The following is a 24984-nucleotide window of genomic DNA, read 5'->3' as shown; positions in this document are numbered from 1 at the left end:
ATGAACGCGCTTACTGCACCACGCGATAACACGGCACATACGCCGCGCCGCCGGGCAGTTTCATGCGGTGCTGGGCCACGAATGCCTTCAACAGTTCATCCAGCGGTTTCATGATCGCCGGATCGCCATGGATCTCGTACGGCCCATTTTCTTCGATCAGGCGGATGCCCTTGTCCTTCACGTTGCCCGCCACGATCCCGGAGAACGCGCGACGCAGGTTCGCCGCCAGTTCGTGAGGCGGCAGGGCGTGACTCAGTTGCAGGCTGGCCATGTTCTCGTGGGTCGGATCGAACGGGCGCTGGAAGCCTTCGTCAATCTTCAGCAGCCAGTTGAAGTGGAAGGCGTCGTTGCGCTCGCGGCGGAACTGCTTCACCTCCTTGAGGCCGGCGTTCATCTGGCGGGCCACTTCGGCCGGGTCGTCGATGATGATTTGGTAGTGCGCCTGCGCCGCTTCGCCAAGGGTGGCGCCGACGAACGCGTGCAGTTGTTGCAGATACGGCGCGGCCTGTTGTGGCCCGGTGAGGATCACCGGGAACGGCACATCGCGGTTATCCGGGTGCATCAGGATGCCCAGCAGGTACAGAAATTCTTCAGCGGTGCCGGCGCCGCCTGGGAAGATGATGATGCCGTGGCCCACGCGCACGAAGGCTTCCAGGCGTTTTTCGATGTCCGGCAGGATCACCAGTTCATTGACGATCGGGTTCGGCGCTTCGGCGGCGATGATGCCCGGCTCGGTCAGGCCCAGGTAACGCCCGCCGGTGATGCGCTGCTTGGCGTGGGAAATGGTCGCGCCCTTCATCGGGCCTTTCATCACGCCTGGGCCACAACCGGTGCACACGTCCAGGCTGCGCAGGCCGAGTTCGTGCCCGACTTTCTTGGTGTATTTGTATTCTTCGGTATTGATCGAGTGACCGCCCCAGCACACCACGATCTTCGGTTCCACGCCCGGACGCAGCGTGCGTGCGTTGCGCAGCAGATGGAACACATAGTCGGTGATGCCCTGGGAGTTGCTCAGGTCGATGCGCTGGCTGTCCAGCTCGTTCTCGGTGTAGACGATGTCGCGCAGGGCGCTGAACAGCATCTCGCGGGTGCTGGCGATCATTTCGCCATCGACGAAGGCGTCGGCCGGGGCATTGAGCAATTCCAAGCGCACGCCACGGTCCTGCTGGTGGATGCGCACTTCAAAGTCTTTGTAGGCGTCGAGGATGGTCTTGGCGTTATCGATATGCGCGCCGGTATTGAGGATCGCCAGGGCGCATTGGCGGAACAGGGTGTAGATGCTGCCGGTACCGGCTTCGCTCAGTTGCTGGACTTCGCGTTGGGAGAGGGTTTCGAGGCTGCCCTTGGGGCTGACGGAGGCATTGATGACTTGACGTTGGGGCATTCTGATTCCTTGAAAGCGCAGCCACCGCATCCCCTTGGGGGCGATGGCTTGAGAAAGGTGGGCGCCGATCACGGTCGCACGAGACGGTTTTTACCTCAGCCACACGGCCGAGCGCAAACACCGTCCAGCACCATCATGCCGCAGAACTTACTCGATCAGCTTCCAGTTTTTGTAGAAAACCCGACGCAGGGTAAAGACCATGGCGGCAAACCCGGCGATCACGGCGTTAAGCACCGCCGGCAGCGGGGTCGGCCGCACAATGTCGATAACAGGCAGTAGCGCTTGGCGTCGTTTTTGTTGAAGGACGCGTGCATCAGGGTGTCATCGAAGATAAACAGCGGATCGTCATGCCAGTAGTGCTTGTGCTCGCCCACCTGGATATACACGCCATCGTGATGGGGCGCCGGTGCCATGTTGTAGAGCACGCGGAACATCATGCGCAGCGGGCCAAAGTGAAAAGACGTGGAGCGGTTCTCGTTGAATACCGACACGCCGATGGTTTTTACGAACGGCAGCTTTTGCCGCAGTGTTGGAATATTCAGCGTGGTTTCGATCGGCCGACCGTACCATTGGAAAAACAACATGCCGCGTTTCTTCTCGGCCATGCGCTCATCCAGATAGCCGATGATTTCATCCTTGTGGGCCATGGCATCGTCGATCACCTGTTGCAGCTCCTCGCGCCAGGCAGGCGGCAAGTCACGCATCGTATACACATGGCGATTGCGCGAACTCAACAGGTCGAACAGGGTGTTGAACGGCGCCAGCAACCAAGTGTTGCGGCCGCTGCCGATAAAATACTTTTTGATGGTGGGCGCATCGTACAAGCCGTTGCGCAGGAAATCGTAGATCCCGCAGACCAGCACCAGGCTTAGAAAGACCACGGTGGTCATGGGAAACACTCCCATAAACAGCAATACGCCGATGACCCAGGCAACAGACACCGCTTTTTTACGCAACGCAGCCTTATTCATCACACTCAAGCTCCAGCAGGACGCCATTCGACAGGTCCGTATCCGTGGCCGCGAGTGGTGGTTTTGAAACATGTTGAAACATTTGCGTCATCATAAGGCGTTTGCCGCCCCGTCGGCATTTTAAATAGTGCGAAATTGTGAAGGCTTTACACAGTTTTTAACCCCGCAGGGTCCCGTGCATTGGATTTTGTAAACGCAAGATTTGCGACTATCGTGACGCTTCGGTTTTTTGGACGTCATAGACCGGTACGATTGAAGTTGAATGGCTACCACTGGCCTTCGGCACCTTGGAAGAGGCAGAAATTTTATGATCATCAAACCGCGGGTTCGTGGCTTCATCTGTGTGACCGCCCACCCTGTTGGCTGTGAGGCGAACGTCAAAGAGCAGATCGACTACGTGACTCAACACGGAACCATCGAAGGCGGCCCGAAGAAGGTGCTGGTTCTCGGTGCCTCCACCGGCTACGGCCTGGCCGCGCGCATCAGTGCCGCGTTTGGCTGCGGCGCCGATACCCTGGGCGTGTTTTTTGAGAAAGAAGGCGAAGAAGGCAAGCTGAGTTCCGCCGGCTGGTACAACAGCGCCGCGTTCGAGAAGTTTGCCGTCGAAAAAGGCCTGTACGCCAAGAGCATCAACGGCGACGCGTTCTCCGACGAGATCAAGCGCCTGACCATCGACACCATCAAGAAAGACCTGGGCAAGATCGACCTGGTGGTCTACAGCCTGGCCGCGCCACGCCGTACCGACCCGAAGACCGGTGAAGTCTACAACTCCACGCTCAAGCCGATCGGCAAGGCCGTGACCCTGCGTGGTATCAACACCGACAAGGGCGTAGTGGTCGACACCACCCTGGAGCCGGCGACCCAGGAAGAAATCGACGGCACCGTGAAGGTCATGGGTGGCGAAGACTGGCAACTGTGGATCGACGCCCTGCGTGACGCAGATGTACTGGCCGAAGGCGCCAAGACCACCGCGTTCACCTACCTCGGCGAAAAGCTGACCCAGGACATCTACTGGAACGGCTCCATCGGCGAAGCCAAGAAAGACCTGGACAAGAAAGTCCTGACCCTGCGTGAAAACCTCGCGGCATTGAAAGGCGACGCCCGCGTGTCGGTACTCAAGGCGGTGGTCACCCAGGCCAGCTCTGCGATTCCGATCATGCCGCTGTACCTGTCGTTGCTGTTTAAAGTGATGAAAGAGCAGGGCACCCACGAAGGTTGCATCGAGCAGGTCTACGGCCTGTTCAAGGACAGCCTGTACGGCAAGGCACCGAAGCTCGACACCGACGGCCGCCTGCGTGCCGACCTGGCTGAGCTGGAGCCGAAAGTCCAGGACGCCGTGGCGGCGCTGTGGAACCAGGTGACCGATGAAAACGTCGACGAGATCAGCGATTTTGCCGGCTACAAGGCGGAATTCCTGCGCTTGTTCGGCTTTGAAGTCGAGGGTGTGGACTACGAGGCTGACGTGAACCCGACGGTGAAGATCAACGGTCTGATTCAAGCCTAAAGCGCGGTTAAAAATGTTGGAGGGGGCTTGCCCCGATGGCGTCGCGTCAGACAGCTCAGCTGTAGCTGAGCTACCGCCGTCGGGGGCAAGCCCCCTCCCACTTTGATTTGTGTGCGTTTCAGAGGTTTCTTACGCTTCAGCGCGCCGTTCCCTCCCTTCAAATCTGCCAGACTCCTCCCGCTATCAAGCCAAGCCAACGGAGGATCTGATGACGATTCGTGCAGTAGTTTTTGATTTCGGCGGTGTTCTCTTCGATTGGAGCCCGCATCACCTCTACCGCAAACTGATTGCCGACGATCACGAACGGCAGTGGTTCCTGGATAACATCTGCACCCAGGCCTGGAATACCGAACAGGATGCGGGGCGGCCGCTGGCCGAAGCCACGCAAATCCTGATCGATCAACACCCCCAGCATAGATACCTGATCACGGCCTATTACGACCGCTGGCACGAAATGCTGCGCGGCCCTTTGCCTGAAGGCGTGGCGATTCTCCAGGCCTTGCACACCGCAAACATGCCGTTGTTCGGGCTCACCAACTGGTCTGCCGAAACCTTCCCCTATGCTCGTAAACACTACCCGTTCCTGCAGTGCTTGCGTGACATCGTCGTGTCTGGCGAAGTGAAACTGATCAAGCCCGACCCGGCGATCTACCACGCCAGCCTCGCGCAGGTGCGTGCCCATCTGGCCGATATCCAGCCGAGCGAAGTGGTGTTCATCGATGACGTGGCCGACAACGCCGAAGCCGCCAGCGCTTTGGGTTGGCAGGGCATTCATCATGTATCGGCCGAGCAGACATCGGCACGGTTGCGTGAATTGGGCGTGGGCTTCTAGCGCGCCCATTTCTCCATCACAAAATCGACAAACGCTCGCAATTTGGGCAGGCGATAACGATCCTGGCCATACAGCACATGCATGGGGCGGCTGGGCAATTGATAGTCGGTCAGCAACGCCACAAGGTTGCCGCTGTGCAGATCGGGTTGGACCAGCGCATCGGGCAGCATCACGATGCCCATGCCCTGTACCGCCGCTTGGCGCAGGGCTTGTGAGCTATTGATGGTCAACGATCCGGACACCGGGATTTCCACTTCGCCGTCCGCTCCCGTCATACGCCAGAGCTTGTCGGCGTTGCGCCAGTCGTCGGTGGACGGATAGGCGAATGCCAGGCAGTCGTGGAGTTGCAGGTCTTCGGGCTTGGTCGGCGTGCCGCGTCGCGCCAGGTAGCTCGGCGAAGCGCAGAGGGTGATGGTGTAGTCCTGCATGGGCCGGGCGATCAGGCTCGACGGTTCCAACTCGCCCAAGCGGATCGCCACGTCGAAGCCACTGTCGACCAGGTCCATGCGCTGGTTGCTGAGCACCACATAGAGCTTGATCTGCGGATAACGTTGGGAGAATTCGCTCAACGCCGGCGCCAGGCGCTCGGTGCCGAAGGCGGGTGGGGCGGTGATGCGCAAGGTGCCTCTAGGCACGTCGCTGTGGGCCTGTTCGGCCAATTGTTCGGAGTCGGCCACCAGCCCCAGCACCTCCAGACAGCGTTGGTAATACTGGCCGCCGAACTCCGTAAGGCTCTGCTTGCGCGTGGTGCGCTTGAGCAGGCTGACTCCCAGGCGCTGTTCCAGGGCTCGCAGGTGGTTGCCGACCATCGTGGTCGACATGCCGCAGGCGTGGGCCGCCGCTGTCATGCTGCCGGTCTCCACCACTTTTACGTACACCGACATTGCTTGGAACAGATCCATTATCAAGTCCTGATTTAAAGTCATTGCACAAATGCGCAGTTTATCCAGCTCAGGTGGCTAACGATACTGAGACCATCAACCTGATGACTTGGAGCCCGCACCATGACCGCCGCCTGCCTGATGACCACCTACCAACCCTTGGCCCTGAGCTTCGCCCGTGGCCTGGGCACGCGTCTGTGGGACCAGCAGGGTCGCGAGTACCTCGATGCGGTGGCGGGTGTGGCGGTGACCAATATCGGGCATTCCCACCCGCGTCTGGTGGCGGCCATCAGCGAGCAGGCCGGTCTGTTGTTGCACACCTCCAACCTCTACAGCATCGACTGGCAAAAACGCCTGGCCCAGCGTCTTGCGCAGCTGTCCGGCCTGGATTGCGCGTTCTTCAACAATTCCGGTGCCGAAGCCAACGAAACCGCGCTCAAACTGGCGCGCTTGCACGGCTGGAAAAAGGATATCGAAGAGCCGTTGATCGTGGTGATGGAGAACGCTTTCCACGGGCGCACCCTGGGCACCATGGCGGCCAGTGACGGGCCGTCGGTACGCCTTGGGTTTCAGCGCTTGCCGGGGAATTTTCTCAAGGTCCGGTTCGGTGACTTGGCCGCCATTGAGGCGATCACCCGGACCCACGGCGCACGTATCGCGGCTGTGTTGCTGGAGCCGATCCAGGGCGAAAGTGGCGTACTGCCCGCGCCGCCCGGCTATTTGCGTGGCCTGCGCGATCATTGCACCGCCCACGGTTGGCTGATGATGCTCGATGAGATCCAGACCGGCATCGGTCGCACCGGTGCGTGGTTCGCGTTCCAGCATGAAGGCATCGTGCCGGACGTGATGACCTTGGCCAAGGGCCTTGGCAATGGCGTGCCGATCGGAGCTTGCCTGGCGCGGGCCGGTGTGGCGCGCTTGTTCACGCCGGGCAGTCATGGCAGCACTTTTGGCGGTAACCCGCTGGCTTGCCGGGTGGGCTGCACGGTGCTGGACATCATCGAAGAGCAGGGCTTGCTGCACAACGCCGCGCAACAGGGCGAACGCTTGCTGGCGCGGCTGCGCGTGGAGCTGGCGGAACACCCCCAGGTGCTGGCGATTCGCGGGCAGGGCTTGATGATCGGCATCGAACTGGCCAACCCGTATCGCGACCTGGCCCATCGCGCCGCCCAGGAACATGGGCTGCTGATCAATGTGACGCGGGGCAAGATCATCCGCCTGCTGCCGCCGCTGACCCTGGACGGCAAGGAAGTCGAGATGATCGTGCGGGCCATTAGCCGGTTATTGGATCAGGGCCATTGAGCCATTCTTGGTTGAGGGTTTCGGTGTCGCCCAGGTATTCCAGTAACCACGCCATGGCCGGGGACAGCTTGTTCTGCGCCCAGGCCACGCAGGACGGGCTGGCGGGGAAGGGGCGGGTGAGTCGCAGCGCTACCAGCTCGCCGCGTTCGATCCACGGCGTCACTTGATGTGCCGGCGCCATGCCGACACACAGGCCGTCGCGCAGGCAATCGATGGCGGACGCCCAGTTGGGCACGACCAGGCGTCGTTGATTGTCCAGGGTCCAGGTATCGCGCTTGGGCAGGTTGCGCGAGGTATCGGTCATGCACAGCGAAGCGAAGGGGCGCAGCTGGTCGTCGTTGAGCAAGCCTTCGGCCCTTGCCAGCGGGTGTTCTGCGCTGACCACGCACAGCCAGTTCAACAGGCCCATGTCGCGGAAGGTAAAGTGGCTGGCCACCGGCACCGCGCTGGTGGCGCCGATCACAATGTCGGTGCGCTCGTCGGCCAGGGCATCCCATACGCCGTTGTACACCTCGTATTCCAACAGCAATTCCACCTCAGGGAACTGTCGATAGAAATCCAGCACCAGTTGCCGGCAGCGTTGGGGCTTGACGATGGAGTCCACTGCCACCTTCAACTGGCCGCTCCAGCCATTGGCCACCTGCTGGCACAAGCGCCGCGTGCCGAGCATTTTCTTCATCACCCCCCGGGCTTCGTCGATAAACAGGCGGCCGGCGGGGGTCAGTTCCACGTCACGGTGACGTCGCACGAACAACGGCACCGCCAGCCATTCTTCCAACTGACGCACCGTATAGCTGATGGCTGACGGTACCCGGTGCAATTCCTGAGCGGCGGCGCTGAAACTGCCATGGCGAGCCACTGCGTCTACTACGTCCAGAGAATATTCGGACCACATGGCTATTGCCTTCAAAAATATTGATAAGAGTGCCCAATTATTATCGCTTCACACAGAATTTATCAGCTTCATAATGGGCGCTAGTCAGCAAATAGTTTGATGGCAATGTCAGCAAGGCTTCAATGAAAAATTCGTTTGGTTTCACCGGGTATCTAGCGGGCCTGAGCATGCTCGGTTATCTCGCCATGGACATGTACTTGCCGGCGTTCGGCGCCATGGGCGAGCACTTGCAGATCAGCGCGAGCGCGGTTGGCGCGAGCTTGAGCGTATTCCTCGCAGGTTTTGCGCTGGGGCAGTTGATTTGGGGGCCGCTGTCCGACCGGCTAGGACGCAAGCCAATCCTGCTCGCGGGCCTGAGCCTGTTTGTGCTGGGCTGCGTCGGGATGTTCTGGGTCGACAGCGCTGCGCAACTGCTGGCCCTGCGCTTTATCCAAGCGGTTGGGGTGTGTTCCGCCGCCGTGAGTTGGCAGGCACTGGTGATCGATCGCTACCCCGCCGATAAGGCCCACCGGGTATTTGCCAGCATCATGCCGTTGATGTCGCTGTCGCCGGCTTTGGCGCCGTTGTTGGGAGCGGTGGTGTTGAATCATCTGGGCTGGCAGGCAATCTTCGGCGTGCTGTTGGGTGTGTCGCTGGTGCTGCTGGTGCCCACCTTGTTCCTGCGCAGCGTGCCGAAACGGCTGACACAGGCGTCGGCACGTATGGGTTATGGGCAGTTGCTTAAATCGCGGGTGTTCAGCGGCAATGTGATGATCTTTGCCGCGTGCTCGGCCAGTTTCTTCGCCTGGCTGACGGCCTCTCCCTTTATCCTCGGCGGCATGGGCTACAGCCCTAACGATATCGGTTTGAGTTATGTACTGCCGACCTTGGCGTTCCTGATCGGCGGCTACAGCTGTCGCAGCGCCTTGCAGCATCTGCCGGGCAAAACGTTGCTGCCGTGGTTGTTGCTGGCCTACTGCGTGAGCATGGGCGCGCTGTACCTGGTTGCCACGTTGACCGTGCCGACCCTGACCACCTTGCTAATTCCGTTCTGCCTGATGGCGTTGTGCAACGGTGCCAGTTACCCCATCGTGGTGGCGAATGCGCTGATGCCCTTTGCGGAAAATTCCGGCAAGGCCGCAGCGCTGCAAAACACCCTGCAACTGGGCTTGTGCTTTGTGAGCAGCCTGCTGGTGTCATCGATGCTCGAACATCCGCTATTGATCACCGTGATCGTGATGCTGGCGACCGCGCCGTTGGCAGTGTTGGGATATTGGCTGGCCCGGCCGAAGGCCAATCGCGCCGAGCTGATGACAGAGCTGAACTGAAAGAGGATCCTGCGCAGCGGCTGCCCCAAAGCCTGCAAACTGTTTATGCCTGGCACACCGCAGTGTCTGGAGACAGGGCCGCTTCGCGCCCCAGCGCGGGGCAAGCCCGCTCACCACAATTTGCGGGGGGCTGCTTCCCAGTGGTGAGCAGGCTTGCCCTGCGCTGGGCTGCGCAGCGGCCCTAATGGCTGCGAATGCGGTGTGTCCGACTCACAGCAGCACCCGTGATTAAAAGGTGATTTCCATATTCACGGTCGGCGTGGAGGTGCGGCTGCCGCGGCCGCCGTCCACGCCGAATTTGTTATGCCAGTACTCGTAACCCACGCCCAGGTACAGGTTCGGTTTGACGCTCTTGCCCGGTCGCACGGCCACCATCAACGCGGTGCGCATCAGCGCTTCGGCGGCGGTGTCGCGGCCGTGGTAGTCCTCGCCTTTAGCCCCGACGTAATTGATGAACCCTTGGAATTTCGCCCCATGGTTGGCGATCTCGAACGGGCGCATCCACGTCAGGTTAAGCATGTAGGTGTCGTCGAAGGTGTGGTCGGATTCCTGGGCGCCGGGAATGCCAGTGTGGTTGCGCTCCTTGTAATACAGCAGGCTCAAGTCCAATACGCCGACAGTATTGAATTTCACGGTCGGGCCGATCACCAGCGCGCGTTTCTTCGCGGAGGCGAAGTTGTTATTTCGGTTAGCGTCGAAGCCCAGGGTCAGGGCGTAATCCTTGATCGCACCCGTGCCCAGCGGCCTGTCGAATACCCGCGACGCATAGAGCTGGTGCCGGTACACCGCGTACACCTCGCTGCCGCCGTGATCGGTGCCCTTGCGCGGGTCGCGGCTGTCGGACAGAAACACATCCAGGTTGAGGAAGTTGCTGCCGTACCGGTAGCCGCTGGCGTGGGTGAAGCTGTAGATACGCTTGCTGAATTCATCGGGGTTGTTCGGGTTGGTGAACTGCTGGCCGTAGCGAAACCCTACGCTGTTGTTCATCCACTCCACCGCGACAGCCTCCCCGCCGCCCAGCAGAGTGAGTGCGACGGTAGCGCCCTGTAATGCCTTTTTCATTGTTTTTGTGTCCTTTGGCGTTGCGGCTCATCACGGCCGAATGGTTTTTGTAACGCCGGCGGAGGGTATCTTGTCTGAGTGATTGTATACAACTCTATGGACATCCAGTCTTATGATTGCATACAGTGGCCCCACAACAAAAACAGAGAACCCCTCACCATGACTACCCCGAAGGCGTCACCGCAGCGGCCAGAAGATGAAAATCTAGGCGTCGCAGCCAATATGGCTTACGGCCTGCAGCACGTACTCACCATGTACGGCGGCATCGTTGCCGTCCCGTTGATCGTCGGCCAGGCGGCCGGCTTATCGCCGGCGGATATCGGCCTGCTGATCGCTGCGTCGTTGTTTGCCGGTGGCTTGGCGACTCTGCTGCAAACCCTTGGCCTGCCATTTTTCGGTTGTCAGTTGCCACTGGTGCAAGGCGTGTCGTTCGCCGGTGTGGCCACCATGGTGGCGATCGTTGGCAGTGACGGAGCGGGCGGTATACCGGCGATCCTGGGGGCGGTGATGGCCGCGTCCTTGATCGGGCTGCTGATCACGCCGGTGTTCTCGCGGATTACCAAGTTCTTTCCGCCATTGGTCACCGGTATTGTCATCACCACCATCGGCCTGACCCTGATGCCCGTCGCGGCGCGCTGGGCCATGGGTGGCAACAGCCGCGCGGCGGATTTCGGCAGCATGTCCAATATCGGTCTGGCGGCGTTGACCCTGGTGCTGGTATTGCTTCTGAGCAAAATCGGCAGCGCCACTATTTCGCGTTTATCGATCCTGCTGGCGATGGTGATCGGCACGCTGATCGCGGTGCTGCTGGGCATGGCCGACTTCTCGGGCGTCGCCCAAGGGCCGATGTTCGGCTTCCCCACGCCGTTCCATTTCGGCATGCCGACCTTTCACATCGCCGCGATTATTTCGATGTGCATCGTGGTGATGGTGACCCTGGTGGAAACCTCGGCGGACATCCTGGCCGTGGGTGAAATCATCGACACCAAGGTCGATTCCAAACGCCTGGGCAACGGCCTGCGCGCCGATATGCTGTCGAGCATGTTCGCGCCGATTTTCGGTTCGTTTACCCAAAGCGCTTTTGCCCAGAACGTCGGCCTGGTGGCGGTCACCGGGGTGAAAAGCCGCTTCGTAGTGGCCACCGGCGGGCTATTCCTGGTGATTCTCGGATTGCTGCCGTTTATGGGGCGGGTGATTGCTGCGGTGCCGACGTCGGTGCTGGGTGGAGCCGGGATCGTGCTGTTTGGCACGGTGGCAGCCAGTGGGATTCGCACCTTGTCCAAGGTGGATTACCGCAACAACATGAACCTGATCATCGTCGCCACTTCCATTGGCTTCGGCATGATCCCCATCGCCGCACCGAGCTTCTACGATCACTTCCCCAGCTGGTTCGCGACCATTTTCCATTCCGGCATCAGTTCGTCGGCGATCATGGCGATCCTGCTGAACCTGGCGTTCAACCATTTCACCGCCGGCAACTCGGACCAGCAGTCGGTGTTTGTCGCGGGGACAGAACGCAGCCTGTGCTTCCACGATGTGGCGGCGCTGCGGGATGGGGATTACTTCAGGGGCGGCAAGCTGTTTGATGCCGAGGGCAAAGAGATTCCGCTGATGGCTGAACCGGCAAGGCAGCCATCAAAGCCTGAGACTTCCGAGGTGTGAAGGGGGGGAGCAAGCCCGCTTGCTCCCACACTCAACTCAACCTGCCTTGAGTGTTGCGTGCGGTACTGCGCACGCCTCATCCAAAAACTTCACCACAGTCCCCATGCACGCTTGGCGTTCTTCCACATGGGGCATGTGGCTGGAGTCCTCAAACAGCGCCCAGCGCACATCGGCGATCTCATCCAGGAACGGCTTGACCACCAGCGGTGTGGCCTCGTCGTGGCGGCCGGAGATCACCAGGGTTGGTACGTTGATCTTCGACAAACGGCCAATCGATTTCCAATCCTTCAGGCTGCCGATGACGTGGAACTCGGTGGGGCCGCTCATGGCGTGGTACACCGTAGGGTCCGAATCGACCTGGGCAAAGGTGCGGGCCACTTCTTCCGGCCATGGGTTGACCCGGCACACATGCTGGTCATAGAAGATCCGCGACGCGGCGAGGTATTCCGGGTCTTGGTAGGTGCCTGCGGCTTCGTGTTTAAGCAGGGTTTCGTGCACGCCTTCAGGCAGCAGTTTGCGCAGGCGATTGGCTTCGCTGACCCAGGTACGCATGCAGGTCGGCGAGTTGGCCGGGATAAACGCGCGCAAGCCCTTCGGCTGCAGGATCGCGTGTTCGCTGCCAAGCATGCCGCCCCAGGACTGACCCAGGATCGCGTAGTTATCGCTGATCTGCAGGTGGTCCAGCAGGTTGTTCAGCTCGGCGAGGAACAGTTCGACCGTCCAGAAGGACGGATCTTTATCGGGCAAATGGGTGGAGCGGCCGTTGCCGAGTTGATCGTAATGGATCACGGCATGCCCACTGGCCGCGACGTCCTTGAAGGCGTCGACGTAGTCATGGGTGCAGCCGGGGCCACCGTGGATGATCACCAGCGGCGTGCGGCCGCTGTTCAGGTCGCCGGTGACGCGGTACCAGGTCTGGTAGGCGCCGAACGCCGCATACCCTTCGCGGATTTTTTCGATGAATTCCATTTCGTACCCTGCTCTTTGAAAAAAAGGATCAGGGTCACGATAAGCCGCCGCGCACATTTAGGTAACTAGCAAAACAGCTAGGTTTTATCGGTGGATCAGTCTTCCAGCAGGCGGTAATGGGTAGCGCGCACCACGGCCTGTACGCGATTCTTGGCCCCCAGTTTGTGCATCGCCGAGGCCAGGTGCAGGGTCACCACGGCCAGTGAACGGCTCAACTGGGTGGCGATTTCCGCCGCGGTCAGGCCTTCGGCGGCCCATTTGAGGCACTCGCGTTCGCGTTTGGTCAGGCGGATATGCGGGTAGCTGCGCAGTTCTTTGCCGAACAGCGGGTAGGCCGCTTCCTGCAAGGCATGGGTGATCAAGCTGAAATCCGCCAGGGTGTGTTGCGCATCCTGCAGCACCGTGCGGGTCTTGCCGACGCGCAGGCCGGTCAGTGAGGCAAAACCGCCTCGGGGCAAATGGATCGGCACACTGACCCCGCAGGTCAGTTGCTGGTCGTGCAGGTAGGAAGACACTGGCGCATGGCAGGGGTCCATGACCTTTTTAAGCGGGGTATCGGCTTTGACGTCGTAGGACCACACAAACGGCGACACTGTGCTCAGCGCCAGGTGCTGCACTGGATCGATCTGATAGAAGCCTTCGCTGCACCATAAGGCGTGCCAGTCCTGCGGGGTGTTGCGCAGTTCCAGCACCGAAGGGGTGATCAACGCGCCGTTTTGGTCCATCGGCACCGGTGTGTAGTCATACACCAAGGCGTCGAAGCCCAGTTGCCGGGCGAGGATGAAAGTGTTGTCCATCTGTTCATCCAGGCTCCTGCCCGGCATCAGACGGTCGTTGAATGCAGTTAGCTTGGTCAGCATCCGTTCTGCTCCCGTTTTCATTTGAATCTCGACTTGCGCCAAGTAGAATGCCACGCCCCGGCGAAGGACTGCCAGGCCAAACCTATAAGAAATACTAGGTTATGGACGCACGGCATCCTCGGTAGTGTTGGCCTGATAAACGGCCGCTACCTGCCAGGCCGATACAACACAAGGAATGTATGCATGTGGCGTGAAATTGCCCCCGACCAGCGGTACAACGTGCAAGTCGATGGCCATAACCTCGTGGTCTACAGCTTTGGCCAGGGCGATGAGGTGCTGTTGTGCCTCAATGGCGGCCCCGGCCTGCCGTGTGACTACTTGCGCGACGCCCATGGCTGGCTCAAGGAGCATAACCTGCGAGTGGTCGCATTCGACCAGCTCGGCACGGGGGCATCAGCCAGACCGACCGATGTTTCCCTGTGGGAAATCCGCCGTTATGTCGAAGAAGTCGAAACCGTGCGCCAGGCCCTGGGCCTGGGCCGCGTGCATCTGCTTGGCCATTCCTGGGGCGGCTGGCTGGGCATCGAATACGCCATTCATTATCCCGACGCGCTCAAAAGCCTGATCCTGGAAAACACCGTCGGCGATATCCCGCACCTGTCCCAGGAACTGGAGCGCCTGCGCGGTGCCCTGGGCAGCGAAACCGTGGCCATGATGCAACGCCACGAAGCCATGGGCACCCTCGACCACCCGCAGTATCAGGCCGCGATCACCTTGCTCAACTATCGCCATGTGTGCCGTCTGGACGAATGGCCCGAGCCGGTCAAGCGCTCCCTCGGCGACTGGAATATGGGGCCTTATGAAACCATGCAGGGCCCCAACGAGTTTCTCTACGTCGGCAACCTCAAGGATTGGAACCGCATCCCTGAAATGGCCGACTTCACGATGCCCATGCTGATCACCACCGGGCAGCACGACGAACTCACGCCGGCCTGCGCCATGCGCATGAAAATGGCGGCCCGGCACGCCGAATTGCATGTCTTCCCCAACAGTAGCCATATGCCGTTTTACGAAGAACCCCAGGCATACTTCCCGGTGCTGTTGGACTTTCTCGCTCGCCATCGAGGCTGACGGATGAACCTGGCGCGTTACCGTTTCGTGCTGTACCGGCCGCTGCAACTGCTGCCGGTGCTGTTTGGCATCAGCGTGATCACGTTCGTGCTGGTGCGCTCGATTCCCGGCGATCCGGCGCGGGCGCTGCTGGGTTCGCGCAGCACACCCGATGCGCTGTTGAAAATCCGCGCCCAGTACGGCCTCGACCAGCCGCTGTGGCTGCAATATTTCTACTTCCTGAAGAACCTGCTCAAGGGCGATCTCGGCCAGTCGCTGTTATACAAGGTCGATGCGCTGAAACTGATCGTGACCCGGATCGAACCGACCCTGATGCTGGTGCTCGGCAGCGTATTGCTGGCGCTGCTGATCGCGCTGCCGCTGGCCAGCGTGGCCGCGCGGCATAAGGGCGGCTGGGCGGATAATCTGATTCGTGTCTTCACCACAGTCGGCCTGGGCATGCCGGCGTTCTGGCTGGGCTTGATGCTGATCCTACTGCTCAGCGTGCAATGGGGGCTGTTCCCGGTCTCCGGCTACGGCCGTACCTGGCTGGACAAGGCGCACCACATGGTGTTGCCGTGCTTGACCATCGCCCTGGCGTTGTCGGCAGTGCTGGTGCGCAACCTGCGTGCGAGCATGTTGATGGAGCTGCAGGCCGACCACGTCACCGCCGCCCGGGCGCGTGGGCTGTCGGAGGCGGCGGTGTTTCGTCGGCATGTGTTGCCCAACTCCCTAGTACCTGCGGTCAACTTGCTGGCGGTCAACATTGGCTGGCTGATCAGCGGCACGGTGGTCATCGAAAGCCTGTTCGCCATTCCCGGCATCGGCCAGTTGCTGGTGCGCGGCATCTTTACCCGCGATTACATGGTAGTGCAGGGCGTGGCAATGGTGCTGGCGTGCGCTACCGTGCTGGTCAATTTCGTCGCCGACCTGGTAACCGTCGCCCTCGACCCACGGGTAAAAATGCAATGAGTAGCCGCCCCCTGATTGCCCCGTGGCGCCTGCGGCTACGATTCGGTTTGCGCAATGGCCGGTTGACGGCCGCGTGGGGCCTGCTGGTTTTAGGCGTGTGGCTTGGCTTGGCGCTGTTTGCGCCGTGGATCGCGCCGTACGATCCGATTGCGCAGAATACCGATCTGAGCCTGTTGGCGCCCAGTCTGGCCCATCCATTTGGCACGGATAACTACGGTCGAGACATTCTTTCGCGTGTGGTCTGGGGCGCGCGTATTGATCTGCAATTGGCGGTGGTCGGAGTGATCTTCCCGTTTCTCATCGGTACGTTTATCGGTGCGGTCTCGGGCTATATCGGCGGTCGTTTCGACAGCGTGTGCATGCGCGTGATCGATGTGATTCTGGCGTTCCCGTTCCTGGTGTTGATGCTGGCGATCATGGCGATCCTCGGTCCGGGCCTGAAGAGCTTCTATATCGCCATGGCGCTGGTGGGTTGGGTGTCTTACGCGCGGTTGATCCGCTCGCAGATCCTGGTGCTCAAGGAAAGCGACTTCGCCTTGGCCGCCAAGAGCCTGGGCTTTGGCCACGGGCGCATCCTGTTTCGGCACCTGCTGCCCAATGCGATGTTCGGCTCGATTGTGTTTTCCATGTCCGACGCGGTGCTGGTGCTGCTCAATGGCGCAGCCGTGAGCTACCTGGGCCTGGGGGTGCAACCGCCGACAGCCGAGTGGGGCACTATGGTTGCCGAAGGCCAGGCGTTTATCACCACGGCGTGGTGGATCTGCACTTTTCCCGGCCTGGCCATCGTGACCCTTGCCATGGGCTTCAGCCTGCTGGCCGACGGTGTGGCGCAGATCCTGGGGGACCGCTCATGAGCCTGTTGCAGGTACGCGACCTGAGCGTGATCGCCAACAACGCCGGGCATGACGTGACCCTGGTGGACCGTGTCTCGTTCGACCTGGCCGAAGGCGAGATTCTCGGCCTGGTGGGCGAAAGCGGTTCGGGCAAGACCATGGCCTGTCGCGGCCTGATCCGCCTGTTGCCATCGCCCAACCTGCGCGTGCAGGGCGGCGCGGTGCGCCTGGCCGGTCAGGACCTGCTGGCCATGGGCGAGGCCGACATGCGCGCGGTGCGCGGCGGGCAGTTGGGCATGATTTTCCAGAACCCCAGCAGCCACCTGGACCCATTGATGCGCATCGGTGAGCAGATCGCCGAGGGCATTCGGTTGCATCAGGGCGCGTCGAAAAAGGACGCGCGTCGTCAGGCCGTCGAGGTGCTGCGGCAGGTCGGCATTCCCGATCCGCAGGCCCGCGTCGACAATTACCCCCACGAATTCTCCGGCGGCATGCGCCAGCGCGCGATGATCGCCGTGGCACTGGGCTGCAACCCCAAGGTGCTGATCGCCGACGAACCGACCACCGCCCTGGACGTGACCGTGCAGGCGCAGATTCTGCGTCTGCTGCTGGACCTGCGCGACCGGCGCGGCCTGTCGATCATCATGATCACCCACGACCTCGGCGTGGTGGCGCAAACCTGCGACTCCATCGCAGTGATGTATGCCGGGCGTTTGTGCGAGCACGCCAGCAAGTACGAGGTGCTGGCGCATCCACAGCATCCGTACACCGCCGGCCTGATCGACTGCCAGCCGGCCCACAGCAGTGGCCACGCCTTGCTGCGTACCATCCCCGGCCAGCCGCCGTTGCTCGACGCATTGCCCGCCGGCTGCCGCTTCAGCCCGCGGTGCCCGCAAGTGGGCGCGTTATGCACCGAACAGTTGCCCCATGGCGCGCGGGTGGCGTGCCACTACCCCTTGGGAGACCGCCCATGAGCCTGTTGCAGATCAAGGACCTGGAAGTCCGCTTCGCGGCGTCCGGCAGCGGCGTGTTCGGGCTGAACAAGCAGTGGGTGAGGGCGGTGAACGGTGTGTCGCTGAACCTGGCGGCCGGCGAAACCCTGGGCCTGGTGGGCGAGTCGGGCAGCGGCAAGAGCACCCTGGGCCGGGCGATTCTGCACCTCAACCCCATCAGCGCCGGGCAGGTGGTGTTCGATGGTGTCGACATGGCCCACGCCAGCGCCGTCGACATCACGCGCCTGCGCCATGAAACCGCAATGATCTTCCAAGACCCGTACGCCGCGCTCAATCCACGGCACAGCATTGGCGAGACCCTGGCCGAAGTGTTGCGGGTGCAGCGCAAGGTCGCCGCGTCGCAGATTCCGGCGCGGGTCAATGAACTGCTCGACCTGGTGGGTCTGCGACCTGAACTGGCTACGCGCAAACCCGGTGCTCTCAGCGGCGGTCAATGCCAACGGGTCGGCATCGCCCGCGCGCTAGCGGTGGAGCCGCGTTTGATCGTCGCCGATGAATGCGTGGCGGCGCTGGATGTGTCGATCCAAGGCCAGATCATCAACCTGCTGCTGGAACTGCAACAGCGTATGAACCTGGCGATCCTGTTTATCGCCCATGACCTAGCCATCGTGCGGCGCCTGTGCGACCGCGTGGCGGTGATGTATCTGGGCAAGATCGTCGAAGAAGGGCCGGTGGAAGCGGTGTTCAGTGCGCCGCGTCATCCGTATACGGCGGCGTTGATCCAGGCGATTCCCGAGATCGACCCGCAGCGGCCATTGCCGGCCGAACCCCTGCCGGGCGAGCCGCCAAGCCCACTGAATTTGCCGACCGGCTGCGCCTTCCACCCCCGTTGCCGGCATGCGCGGGCAATGTGTTCCGTGGCGTTGCCGCCTACCCATCACCTGCACGAGCATCGGTACAGTTGCGTGCTTGAAACGCCTTTGCTTTAACCCTCTGCCATTCATGAACAAGGAGTTATGACATGCAATCCCGCCACTTGAAGTTACTCGCCGCCGCCACGCTGACCGCCTGGTCGCTGACCGCCGGTTTCGCCCAGGCCGCCGGTGTGCTCACCATTGGTTGCCGTGAAGACAGCACCACCTTTGACCCGATCAAAAGTGCGCAGAACCGCGATACCTGGGTGTTCGCCAATGTCTACGACACCCTGGTGCGCGTGGATAACCTGGGCACCAAGATGGAACCGGGCCTGGCTGAACGCTGGGACATTTCCAAGGACGGCCTGACTTACACCTTCACCCTGCGCGACGCGAAATTCTCCGATGGTTCGCCGATCACCGCCGCCGACGCCGCCTTCAGCCTGTTGCGCATCCGCGACAACAAAGCCTCGTTGTGGAGTGACCCGTTCAGCCTGATCGACACTGCGAAAGCCGCCGACCCGAAAACCCTGGTCGTCACCCTCAAGACCCCGGCGGTGGCCTTCCTGTCCCAGCTCGCTTCGCCGACGGTGTCGATCCTGTCGGAAAAAGCCATGACCTCCATGGGCGAAGACGCCTACTCAGAAAATCCGGTGACGTCGGGTGCGTTCACTGTGGAAGAGTGGCGCAAGGGCGATCGGGTGATCCTCAAGAAGAACCCGAACTTCTGGCAAGCTAAAAACGTCAGCCTGGACGGCGTGGAGTGGGTCTCGGTGACCGACGACAACACCCGTATGCGCATGGTGCAGAACAACGAACTCGATACCGCGATCTTCGTGCCATTCTCCCGGGTTGAAGAACTGAAGAAAGACAAAAACGTGGTGGTTCACGCCGACCCATCCACCCGCGAAGATCACCTGCTGATCAACCATGCCCACGGCCTGCTGGCCAAGCCGGAAGTGCGCCAGGCGCTGGACATGGCCATCGATAAGCAATCGCTGGTCAAAACCGTCACGTACGGACAAGGCACCGTGGCCTATTCCTACATCCCAAAAGGCTCGCTGTACCACTACGCCAACAACCTGCAACGCCCCTACGACCCTACCGCCGCCAAAAAGCTGCTGGAGCAGGCCGGCGCCAAAGACTTGAAGCTTAACTATGTGGTCAATGCCGGCAACGAAGCCGACGAGCAGATCGCGGTGATCATCAAGGACCAGTTGGCCAAGGTCGGCGTGACCGCCAACCTGCAGAAGGTCGACCCCACCCAGAGCTGGCAGATGCTGGTGGACGGTGAGTACGATATTTCTGTGATGTACTGGACCAACGACATCCTCGACCCGGACCAGAAAACCACCTTCGTGCTGGGGCACGACACCAACCAGAACTACATGACCCGTTACAAGAACGATAAGGTCAAGGACCTGGTAGCCGCAGCCCGCATCGAAGCCGACCCGGCCAAGCGCGAGCAGATGTATGTGGAACTGCAGAAACTGGCGAAACAGGATGTGAACTGGATCGACTTGTACTACAGCCCTTACATCAACATCTCACGTAAGAACATAAGCAACTTCCTGCAGAACCCGCTGGGTCGCTTCACACTTGAGGAAGTGGTGAAAAACTAATAATCAGGGAACCGCGCAATGCAAATGTGGGAGGGGGCAAGCCCCCTCCCACATTTTGTTCCAGTTGTGTCAGTGGTTACTGGGCATCGAATGCCTGCCCATTCACGCCCGCGCTATCCGGACCCATCAAGTACAGGTACACCGGCATAATCTCTTCCGGCGCGGGCCTTTCCATCGGGTTTTCCCCCGGATAAGCCTGGGCACGCATGCTGGTGCGGGTGCCGCCTGGGTTGATGCTGTTGGCCCGCACCGCCGCCACATCCTCCAGTTCGTCGGCCAGGGTCTGCATCAAGCCTTCGGTGGCGAACTTCGATACGCCATACGCGCCCCAGTACGCCCGGCCTTTGCGCCCGACGCTGCTGGACGTAAACACCACCGATGCATCCTGGGACAGCTTGAGCAGCGGCAGCAAAGTGCTGGTCAGCATAAACATCGCATTGACGTTCACATGCATCACCCGCATGAAGTTCTCGCCGGACAACTGTTCGATCGGCGTGCGTGGGCCGATGATCGAGGCGTTGTGCAGCAGGCCGTCGAGGTGGCCGAATTCCTTCTCGATCATCGCCGCCAATTCATCGTATTGATGGGGCAGGGCGGTCTCCAGGTTAAACGGAATCACCACCGGTTGCGGGTGGCCAGCGGCTTCGATTTCGTCATACACCTGGGCCAGGTTGGCTTCGGTCTTGCCCAGCAAGAGCACGGTGGCGCCATGGGCGGCATAGGTTTTCGCCGCTGCCGCGCCAATCCCGCGACCGGCACCGGTCACCAGGATGACGCGGCCTTTGAGCAGTTCTGGACGTGCGGAGTAATCAAACATAAATAGCCTCGACAGAATTCAACATGTTTCAGCACAAAACTTGAGACCGGTGGAGATCCCTTGTGGGAGGGGGCTTGCCCCCGATAACGGTGGATCAGTCAACAAATGCAGTGACTGACACACTGCAATCGGGGGCAAGCCCCCTCCCACAGGGGATCTTCATCGGTCAGCTGGATCGATGAGCCATCAGCAACTGCATAGCGCGTTATCCAGCACCTTGCGCAGTTCCAGCGGGTGATCCACCACCACATCCGCGCCCCAGTGGCGCGGGTTGTCGTCCGGGTGGATATAGCCATAGGTGACCGCGGCTGTGCGCGTGCCGGCGTCGCGGCCGGACTCGATGTCACGCAGGTCGTCACCCACGAACAGCACGCTGGCCGGGTCGAGGTCGAGCATCTTGCACGCCAGAATCAGCGGCTCGGGGTCCGGTTTGCTGTTCTTCACATGGTCCGGGCAGATCAGCAATGCCGAACGCTCGGCCAAGCCCAGCTGCTGCATGATCGGCTCGGCAAAGCGCACCGGCTTGTTGGTGACCACGCCCCAGATCAGGTTGGCCTTTTCGATGTCCGCCAGCAGCTCGCCCATGCCGTCGAACAGCTTGCTATGGATCGCGCAGCCCTTGAGGTAGCGTTCGAGAAACTCTTGGCGCAGTTCCTCGAAGCCTGGGGACTCGGGGTCCATTGAGAACGTCACCGCGACCATCGCCCGCGCGCCGCCAGAGATCTCATCGCGGATGTGTTGGTCGTTGATCGGCGCCAGGCCTCGGTCGGCGCGCATGGCCTGGCAGATGGCGATAAAGTCCGGCGCCGTGTCCAGCAGGGTGCCGTCCATATCGAAGAGAACCGCTCGCAACTTCACAGGCTTACTCCTCGCGCAGGGTCTGGATCATGTAGTTGACGTCGACGTCGTTGGCCAACTTGTAGTGCTTGGTCAGCGGGTTGTAGGTCAGGCCGATAATGTCCTTGACGGTCAAACCGGCCTGGCGGCTCCAGGCCCCCAGCTCGGAGGGGCGGATGAATTTCTTGAAATCATGGGTGCCGCGCGGCAGCAGCTTCATGATGTATTCGGCGCCGATGATCGCGAACAGGTACGCCTTGGGGTTGCGGTTGATGGTGGAGAAAAATACCTGGCCGCCCGGCTTGACCATGCGGAAGCACGCGCGGATCACCGATGACGGGTCCGGCACGTGTTCGAGCATTTCCAGGCAGGTGACCACGTCGAACTGCTCGGGCATCTCTTCGGCCAGGGCTTCGGCGGTGATCTGGCGGTACTCCACGTTTACGCCGGACTCCAACTGGTGCAACTGGGCCACGGCCAGTGGCGCTTCGCCCATGTCGATGCCCATCACCGTGGCACCGCGCTGGGCCATGGCTTCGCTGAGGATGCCGCCGCCGCAGCCAACGTCCAGCACCTTCTTGCCGGCCAGATTGACGCGTTCGTCAATCCAGTTGACTCGCAGCGGGTTGATGTCGTGCAGCGGTTTGAACTCGCTTTCGCGGTCCCACCAGCGGTGGGCCAGGGCTTCGAATTTGGCGATTTCGGCGTGGTCGACGTTGCTCATGGTGCATCCTCTGAATCTGATAAATCGGTGGGCCGGTGTTGAACGCGCAGGTTCACCACCGTCGTTATTCGTGCTGCCCGCTGATGCGCCTGCCCCAGGCGACGGCCGTGGCGGTCAACTGTTGCTCATCCATGCGGGTCAATCGCCGGTCGTCGAGCAACTGCTTGCCGGCGACCCAAAGGTGTTTCACGCAATCGCGTCCGGTGGCATATATAAGCTGTGAGACCGGATCGTAGATCGGTTGTTGCGCCAGCCCCGACAGATCGAAGGCGACGATATCCGCCGCCTTACCCAGCTCCAGCGAGCCGATCTCAGTGTCCAGCCCCATGGCGCGCGCTCCGTTGAGCGTAGCCATGCGCAGTGCGCGGTGCGCGTCCAGGGCGGTGGCCGAACCGGCGACGGCCTTGGCCAACATCGCAGCGGTGCGGGTTTCGCCGAGTAATTCCAAGTCGTTGTTGCTGGCGGCGCCGTCGGTGCCGAGGGCCACATTGACGCCAGCCTGCCACAGACGTTCCACCGGGCAGAAGCCACTGGCCAGTTTCAGGTTCGACTCAGGGCAATGGATCACGCTGGTATTGCTTTCTACCAGCAAAACCAGGTCGTCCTCGCTGATTTGAGTCATGTGAACGGCCTGGAAGCGCGGCCCCAACAGCCCGAGGCGGCTCAGGCGCGCCAACGGCCGCTCGCCGGTCTGCTCCACGGCTTGCTGCACCTCGCCGGCGGTTTCGTGTACATGCATATGGATGGCGGCGTCGAGTTCTTCGGCGATTACTCGGATTTTCTCCAGGTTGGCGTCGCATACAGTGTAGGGCGCGTGGGGGCCGAAGGTGATATTGACGCGCGGGTGGTGCTTGAGGTCGCCGAACAGCTCGATGCCCTGGCGAATCGCTTCATCGGCGGTGCTGGCGCCAGGGATCGGGAAATCGAGGATCGGAATCGCGATCTGCGCGCGCATGCCGCTGTTGTGTACGCAGTCGCTGGCGACCTTGGGGTAGAAGTACATGTCGGAGAAACAGGTGATGCCCCCTTTGAGCTGTTCGGCGATAGCCAGGTCGGTGCCGTCGCGTACAAAGGCTTCATCGACCCACTTGGCCTCGGCGGGCCAGATATGCTTCTCCAGCCAGGTCATCAGCGGCAGATCATCGGCCAGGCCGCGAAACAGGCTCATGGCCGCGTGCCCGTGGGCGTTGATCAAGCCGGGGCTGAGCAGCATGCCCGGCAGCTCGCGCACCTCGGCGGCCTGCAGTTTCAACGCTGCCGCCCGAGGCCCGATAAAGGCGATGCGCCCGTCGCGGATGCCCAGGCCGTGCTCCCTGAGCACCACGCTGGCGGGCTCCACAGGTACCAGCCAGGTCGGCAACAGCAAGATGTCGAGCGGGGCGGCGGTGGGGGTCATCGCGGGCTTCTTCCTGGGCAGCTATAAAAGAAGCGCGAAGTATACCCGAGCGTCCTGGCTGGCGGATCGCTATAATCGGCGGCTTTTGTTCATGAGTGCGGAGTAAGGGATGCGCGATCGACTGTTGGCTGCGGAGAAAGTGAAGGCCATCGATTGGCGCGACGGCACGCTGCACCTGCTCGACCAACGCGCCTTGCCGTCCCACGAGCGTTGGGTCGCCTGCGCCACGGTGGATGAAGTGGCCGCGGCCATCCGTGGGATGGTGGTGCGCGGCGCGGCAGCCATCGGTATCAGCGCGGCCTATGGCCTGGTACTGGCCGCTCGGGCGCGCATCGCCGAGGGCGGTGACTGGCAGGCCGGGTGGGAAGAAGACTACGCACTGCTCGCCGAGAGCCGTCCGACCGCGTCGAACCTGTTCTGGGCCCTCAAATGCATGCGAGACCGCCTCGACCGTCTCAAGAAACACGCCGATCCGCTGGCTGCGCTGGAAGCCGAAGCCATTGCGATTCATGAAAGCGACCGCGAAGCCAACCTGACCATGGCGCAATTGGGCGTCGACCTGATCCGCAAGCATCAGGGCAATGCCCAGGCCATTTTGACCCACGGCAACGCGGGCGCGCTGGCCACCGGCGGGGTCGGCACGGCGCTGGGGGTGATCCGTGGCGCATTCCTTGAGGGCATGGTCGAGCAGGTCTACGTCAATGAAACCCGTCCGTGGCTGCAAGGTTCACGGCTGACCGCCTGGGAACTGGCGGGCGAGGGCATCCCGGTCACGGTGAATGCCGACTCGGCCGGTGCCCATATCCTCAAGACCAAAGGTGTGACCTGGGTGGTCGTCGGTGCCGATTGCATCGCCGCCAACGGTGATGTGGTCGGCAAAATCGGCACCTACCAACTGGCGGTCTGCGCCATGCACCACGGCGTGCGTTTTATGGTTGTGGCGCCGAGTTCTACCCTGGACCTGATGATGGCCACCGGTGAAGACGTCGCCCTTGAGGAGCGCAATGCGGGCGAGTTGCTGGAGGTGGTGGGGCAACGTCTGGACGTTGGCGCTTACAACCCCGTGTTCGATGTGACGCCAGCCGATCTGATCGATGTGATCGTGACCGAAAAAGGCATCGTCGAACGGCCGGATACCGCGAAATTGGCCAAGTTGATGTGCCGTAAGCGGCTGCACTGAAGTTTGTGTGAAGGCTGAAATGGTCATCGGCGGCAAGCCCCCTTCCACATTTGACTG

22 protein-coding genes and 1 pseudogene are annotated in these 24984 nt (G+C 61.3%); 12 read left to right on the top strand and 11 right to left on the bottom strand.

Going from position 1 to position 24984, the window contains the following annotated elements; translation table 11 throughout:
* Positions 1-10 precede the first annotated feature (10 nt).
* Both ppnN and ABX75_RS23420 read right to left on the bottom strand, forming a co-directional pair.
* Complete coding sequence (ppnN, locus tag ABX75_RS23425; RefSeq protein WP_034096510.1) at positions 11-1384, bottom strand: nucleotide 5'-monophosphate nucleosidase PpnN; 1374 nt, start codon at positions 1382-1384, stop codon at positions 11-13.
* A 147-nt stretch (positions 1385-1531) separates the two neighbouring features.
* A pseudogene (locus ABX75_RS23420) lies at positions 1532-2355 on the bottom strand (aspartyl/asparaginyl beta-hydroxylase domain-containing protein).
* 307 nt (positions 2356-2662) lie between these two features.
* Between ABX75_RS23420 and fabV the strand changes: the two are divergent.
* Both fabV and ABX75_RS23410 read left to right on the top strand, forming a co-directional pair.
* Entirely contained in the window at positions 2663-3859 is a 1197-nt protein-coding gene (gene fabV / locus ABX75_RS23415) for an enoyl-ACP reductase FabV (RefSeq protein ID WP_034096512.1), read from the top strand.
* Positions 3860-4067: 208 nt separating this feature from the next.
* Positions 4068-4691 carry an HAD family phosphatase gene (locus ABX75_RS23410; RefSeq protein WP_034137426.1) on the top strand — a complete coding sequence of 208 codons (624 nt, stop codon included), beginning with the start codon at positions 4068-4070 and terminating at the stop codon, positions 4689-4691.
* On the opposite strand, the gene ABX75_RS23405 is transcribed toward ABX75_RS23410, so the two are convergent.
* Complete coding sequence (locus tag ABX75_RS23405; RefSeq protein WP_034112485.1) at positions 4688-5593, bottom strand: LysR family transcriptional regulator; 906 nt, start codon at positions 5591-5593, stop codon at positions 4688-4690. The two genes, ABX75_RS23410 and ABX75_RS23405, sit on opposite strands and share 4 nt — an antisense overlap.
* Positions 5594-5695: 102 nt before the next feature.
* Here ABX75_RS23405 and ABX75_RS23400 point away from each other — a divergent pair, with 102 nt between their 5' ends.
* On the top strand, positions 5696-6874 hold the full coding sequence (locus ABX75_RS23400) for an aspartate aminotransferase family protein (protein ID WP_047882750.1): 1179 nt from the start codon (positions 5696-5698) through the stop codon (positions 6872-6874).
* Here the strand turns inward: ABX75_RS23400 and punR are convergent.
* Positions 6846-7769 (bottom strand): DNA-binding transcriptional activator PunR, encoded by a 924-nt coding sequence (gene punR, locus ABX75_RS23395; protein ID WP_034096516.1) that lies wholly within the window; start codon positions 7767-7769, stop codon positions 6846-6848. The two genes, ABX75_RS23400 and punR, sit on opposite strands and share 29 nt — an antisense overlap.
* A 122-nt stretch (positions 7770-7891) precedes the next feature.
* Here punR and punC point away from each other — a divergent pair, with 122 nt between their 5' ends.
* Complete coding sequence (punC, locus tag ABX75_RS23390) at positions 7892-9076, top strand: purine nucleoside transporter PunC (protein ID WP_034096517.1); 1185 nt, start codon at positions 7892-7894, stop codon at positions 9074-9076.
* A gap of 228 nt (positions 9077-9304) precedes the next feature.
* Here punC and ABX75_RS23385 read toward each other — a convergent pair whose 3' ends face one another.
* Positions 9305-10138 (bottom strand): nucleoside-binding outer membrane protein, encoded by an 834-nt coding sequence (locus ABX75_RS23385; RefSeq protein ID WP_034137430.1) that lies wholly within the window; start codon positions 10136-10138, stop codon positions 9305-9307.
* 159 nt (positions 10139-10297) lie between these two features.
* On the opposite strand from ABX75_RS23385, the gene ABX75_RS23380 reads away from it, so the two are divergent.
* On the top strand, positions 10298-11800 hold the full coding sequence (locus ABX75_RS23380) for a nucleobase:cation symporter-2 family protein (protein WP_034096519.1): 1503 nt from the start codon (positions 10298-10300) through the stop codon (positions 11798-11800).
* Positions 11801-11836: 36 nt separating this feature from the next.
* Here the strand turns inward: ABX75_RS23380 and ABX75_RS23375 are convergent, their stop codons facing one another.
* Together ABX75_RS23375 and ABX75_RS23370 are read right to left on the bottom strand one after the other, a co-directional pair.
* A complete protein-coding gene (locus ABX75_RS23375; protein ID WP_034096520.1) occupies positions 11837-12769 on the bottom strand; it encodes a proline iminopeptidase-family hydrolase in 933 nt (310 codons plus the stop codon).
* A gap of 95 nt (positions 12770-12864) precedes the next feature.
* Positions 12865-13629, bottom strand: a complete 765-nt coding sequence (locus ABX75_RS23370) for a LuxR family transcriptional regulator (protein WP_034112490.1) — start codon at positions 13627-13629, stop codon at positions 12865-12867.
* A 183-nt stretch (positions 13630-13812) separates the two neighbouring features.
* Between ABX75_RS23370 and ABX75_RS23365 the strand changes: the two genes are divergently transcribed.
* The 6 genes from ABX75_RS23365 to ABX75_RS23340 are packed head-to-tail and all read left to right on the top strand — an operon-like array spanning position 13813 to position 19973.
* The gene (locus ABX75_RS23365) at positions 13813-14700 is read left to right on the top strand and encodes a proline iminopeptidase-family hydrolase (protein WP_034096522.1); all 888 of its coding nucleotides are present in this window, start codon (positions 13813-13815) and stop codon (positions 14698-14700) included.
* 3 nt (positions 14701-14703) lie between these two features.
* Positions 14704-15651 (top strand): ABC transporter permease, encoded by a 948-nt coding sequence (locus ABX75_RS23360; RefSeq protein WP_034096523.1) that lies wholly within the window; start codon positions 14704-14706, stop codon positions 15649-15651.
* On the top strand, positions 15648-16505 hold the full coding sequence (locus tag ABX75_RS23355; RefSeq protein WP_047882749.1) for an ABC transporter permease: 858 nt from the start codon (positions 15648-15650) through the stop codon (positions 16503-16505). The genes ABX75_RS23360 and ABX75_RS23355 overlap by 4 nt, the downstream gene beginning before the upstream one ends.
* Complete coding sequence (locus tag ABX75_RS23350; RefSeq protein WP_040266097.1) at positions 16502-17458, top strand: ABC transporter ATP-binding protein; 957 nt, start codon at positions 16502-16504, stop codon at positions 17456-17458. The genes ABX75_RS23355 and ABX75_RS23350 overlap by 4 nt, the downstream gene beginning before the upstream one ends.
* On the top strand, positions 17455-18426 hold the full coding sequence (locus tag ABX75_RS23345) for an ABC transporter ATP-binding protein (RefSeq protein WP_047882748.1): 972 nt from the start codon (positions 17455-17457) through the stop codon (positions 18424-18426). The genes ABX75_RS23350 and ABX75_RS23345 overlap by 4 nt, the downstream gene beginning before the upstream one ends.
* 32 nt (positions 18427-18458) lie before the next feature.
* Positions 18459-19973: an ABC transporter substrate-binding protein gene (locus ABX75_RS23340; RefSeq protein WP_034137437.1), complete on the top strand. Its 1515-nt coding sequence runs from the start codon at positions 18459-18461 to the stop codon at positions 19971-19973.
* Between the two features lie 76 nt (positions 19974-20049).
* Here ABX75_RS23340 and ABX75_RS23335 read toward each other — a convergent pair whose 3' ends face one another.
* The 4 genes from ABX75_RS23335 to ABX75_RS23320 form a co-directional block, all read right to left on the bottom strand.
* Complete coding sequence (locus ABX75_RS23335) at positions 20050-20790, bottom strand: YciK family oxidoreductase (RefSeq protein ID WP_034096528.1); 741 nt, start codon at positions 20788-20790, stop codon at positions 20050-20052.
* 186 nt (positions 20791-20976) lie between these two features.
* Positions 20977-21648, bottom strand: a complete 672-nt coding sequence (mupP, locus tag ABX75_RS23330; protein WP_034137439.1) for an N-acetylmuramic acid 6-phosphate phosphatase MupP — start codon at positions 21646-21648, stop codon at positions 20977-20979.
* A gap of 4 nt (positions 21649-21652) precedes the next feature.
* Complete coding sequence (gene ubiG, locus ABX75_RS23325) at positions 21653-22351, bottom strand: bifunctional 2-polyprenyl-6-hydroxyphenol methylase/3-demethylubiquinol 3-O-methyltransferase UbiG (protein ID WP_010211967.1); 699 nt, start codon at positions 22349-22351, stop codon at positions 21653-21655.
* Positions 22352-22415: 64 nt separating this feature from the next.
* The gene (locus ABX75_RS23320) at positions 22416-23747 is read right to left on the bottom strand and encodes a TRZ/ATZ family hydrolase (protein WP_047882747.1); all 1332 of its coding nucleotides are present in this window, start codon (positions 23745-23747) and stop codon (positions 22416-22418) included.
* A gap of 109 nt (positions 23748-23856) precedes the next feature.
* On the opposite strand from ABX75_RS23320, the gene mtnA reads away from it, so the two are divergent.
* Positions 23857-24927, top strand: a complete 1071-nt coding sequence (mtnA, locus tag ABX75_RS23315) for an S-methyl-5-thioribose-1-phosphate isomerase (RefSeq protein ID WP_040266111.1) — start codon at positions 23857-23859, stop codon at positions 24925-24927.
* Positions 24928-24984: the final 57 nt, after the last annotated feature.

It is taken from the genome of Pseudomonas sp. ARP3, assembly GCF_001029595.1.
GTDB classification, from domain to species: Bacteria; Pseudomonadota; Gammaproteobacteria; order Pseudomonadales; family Pseudomonadaceae; genus Aquipseudomonas; species Aquipseudomonas rhodesiae.
This window is presented reverse-complemented; position numbering and strand designations above follow the sequence as displayed.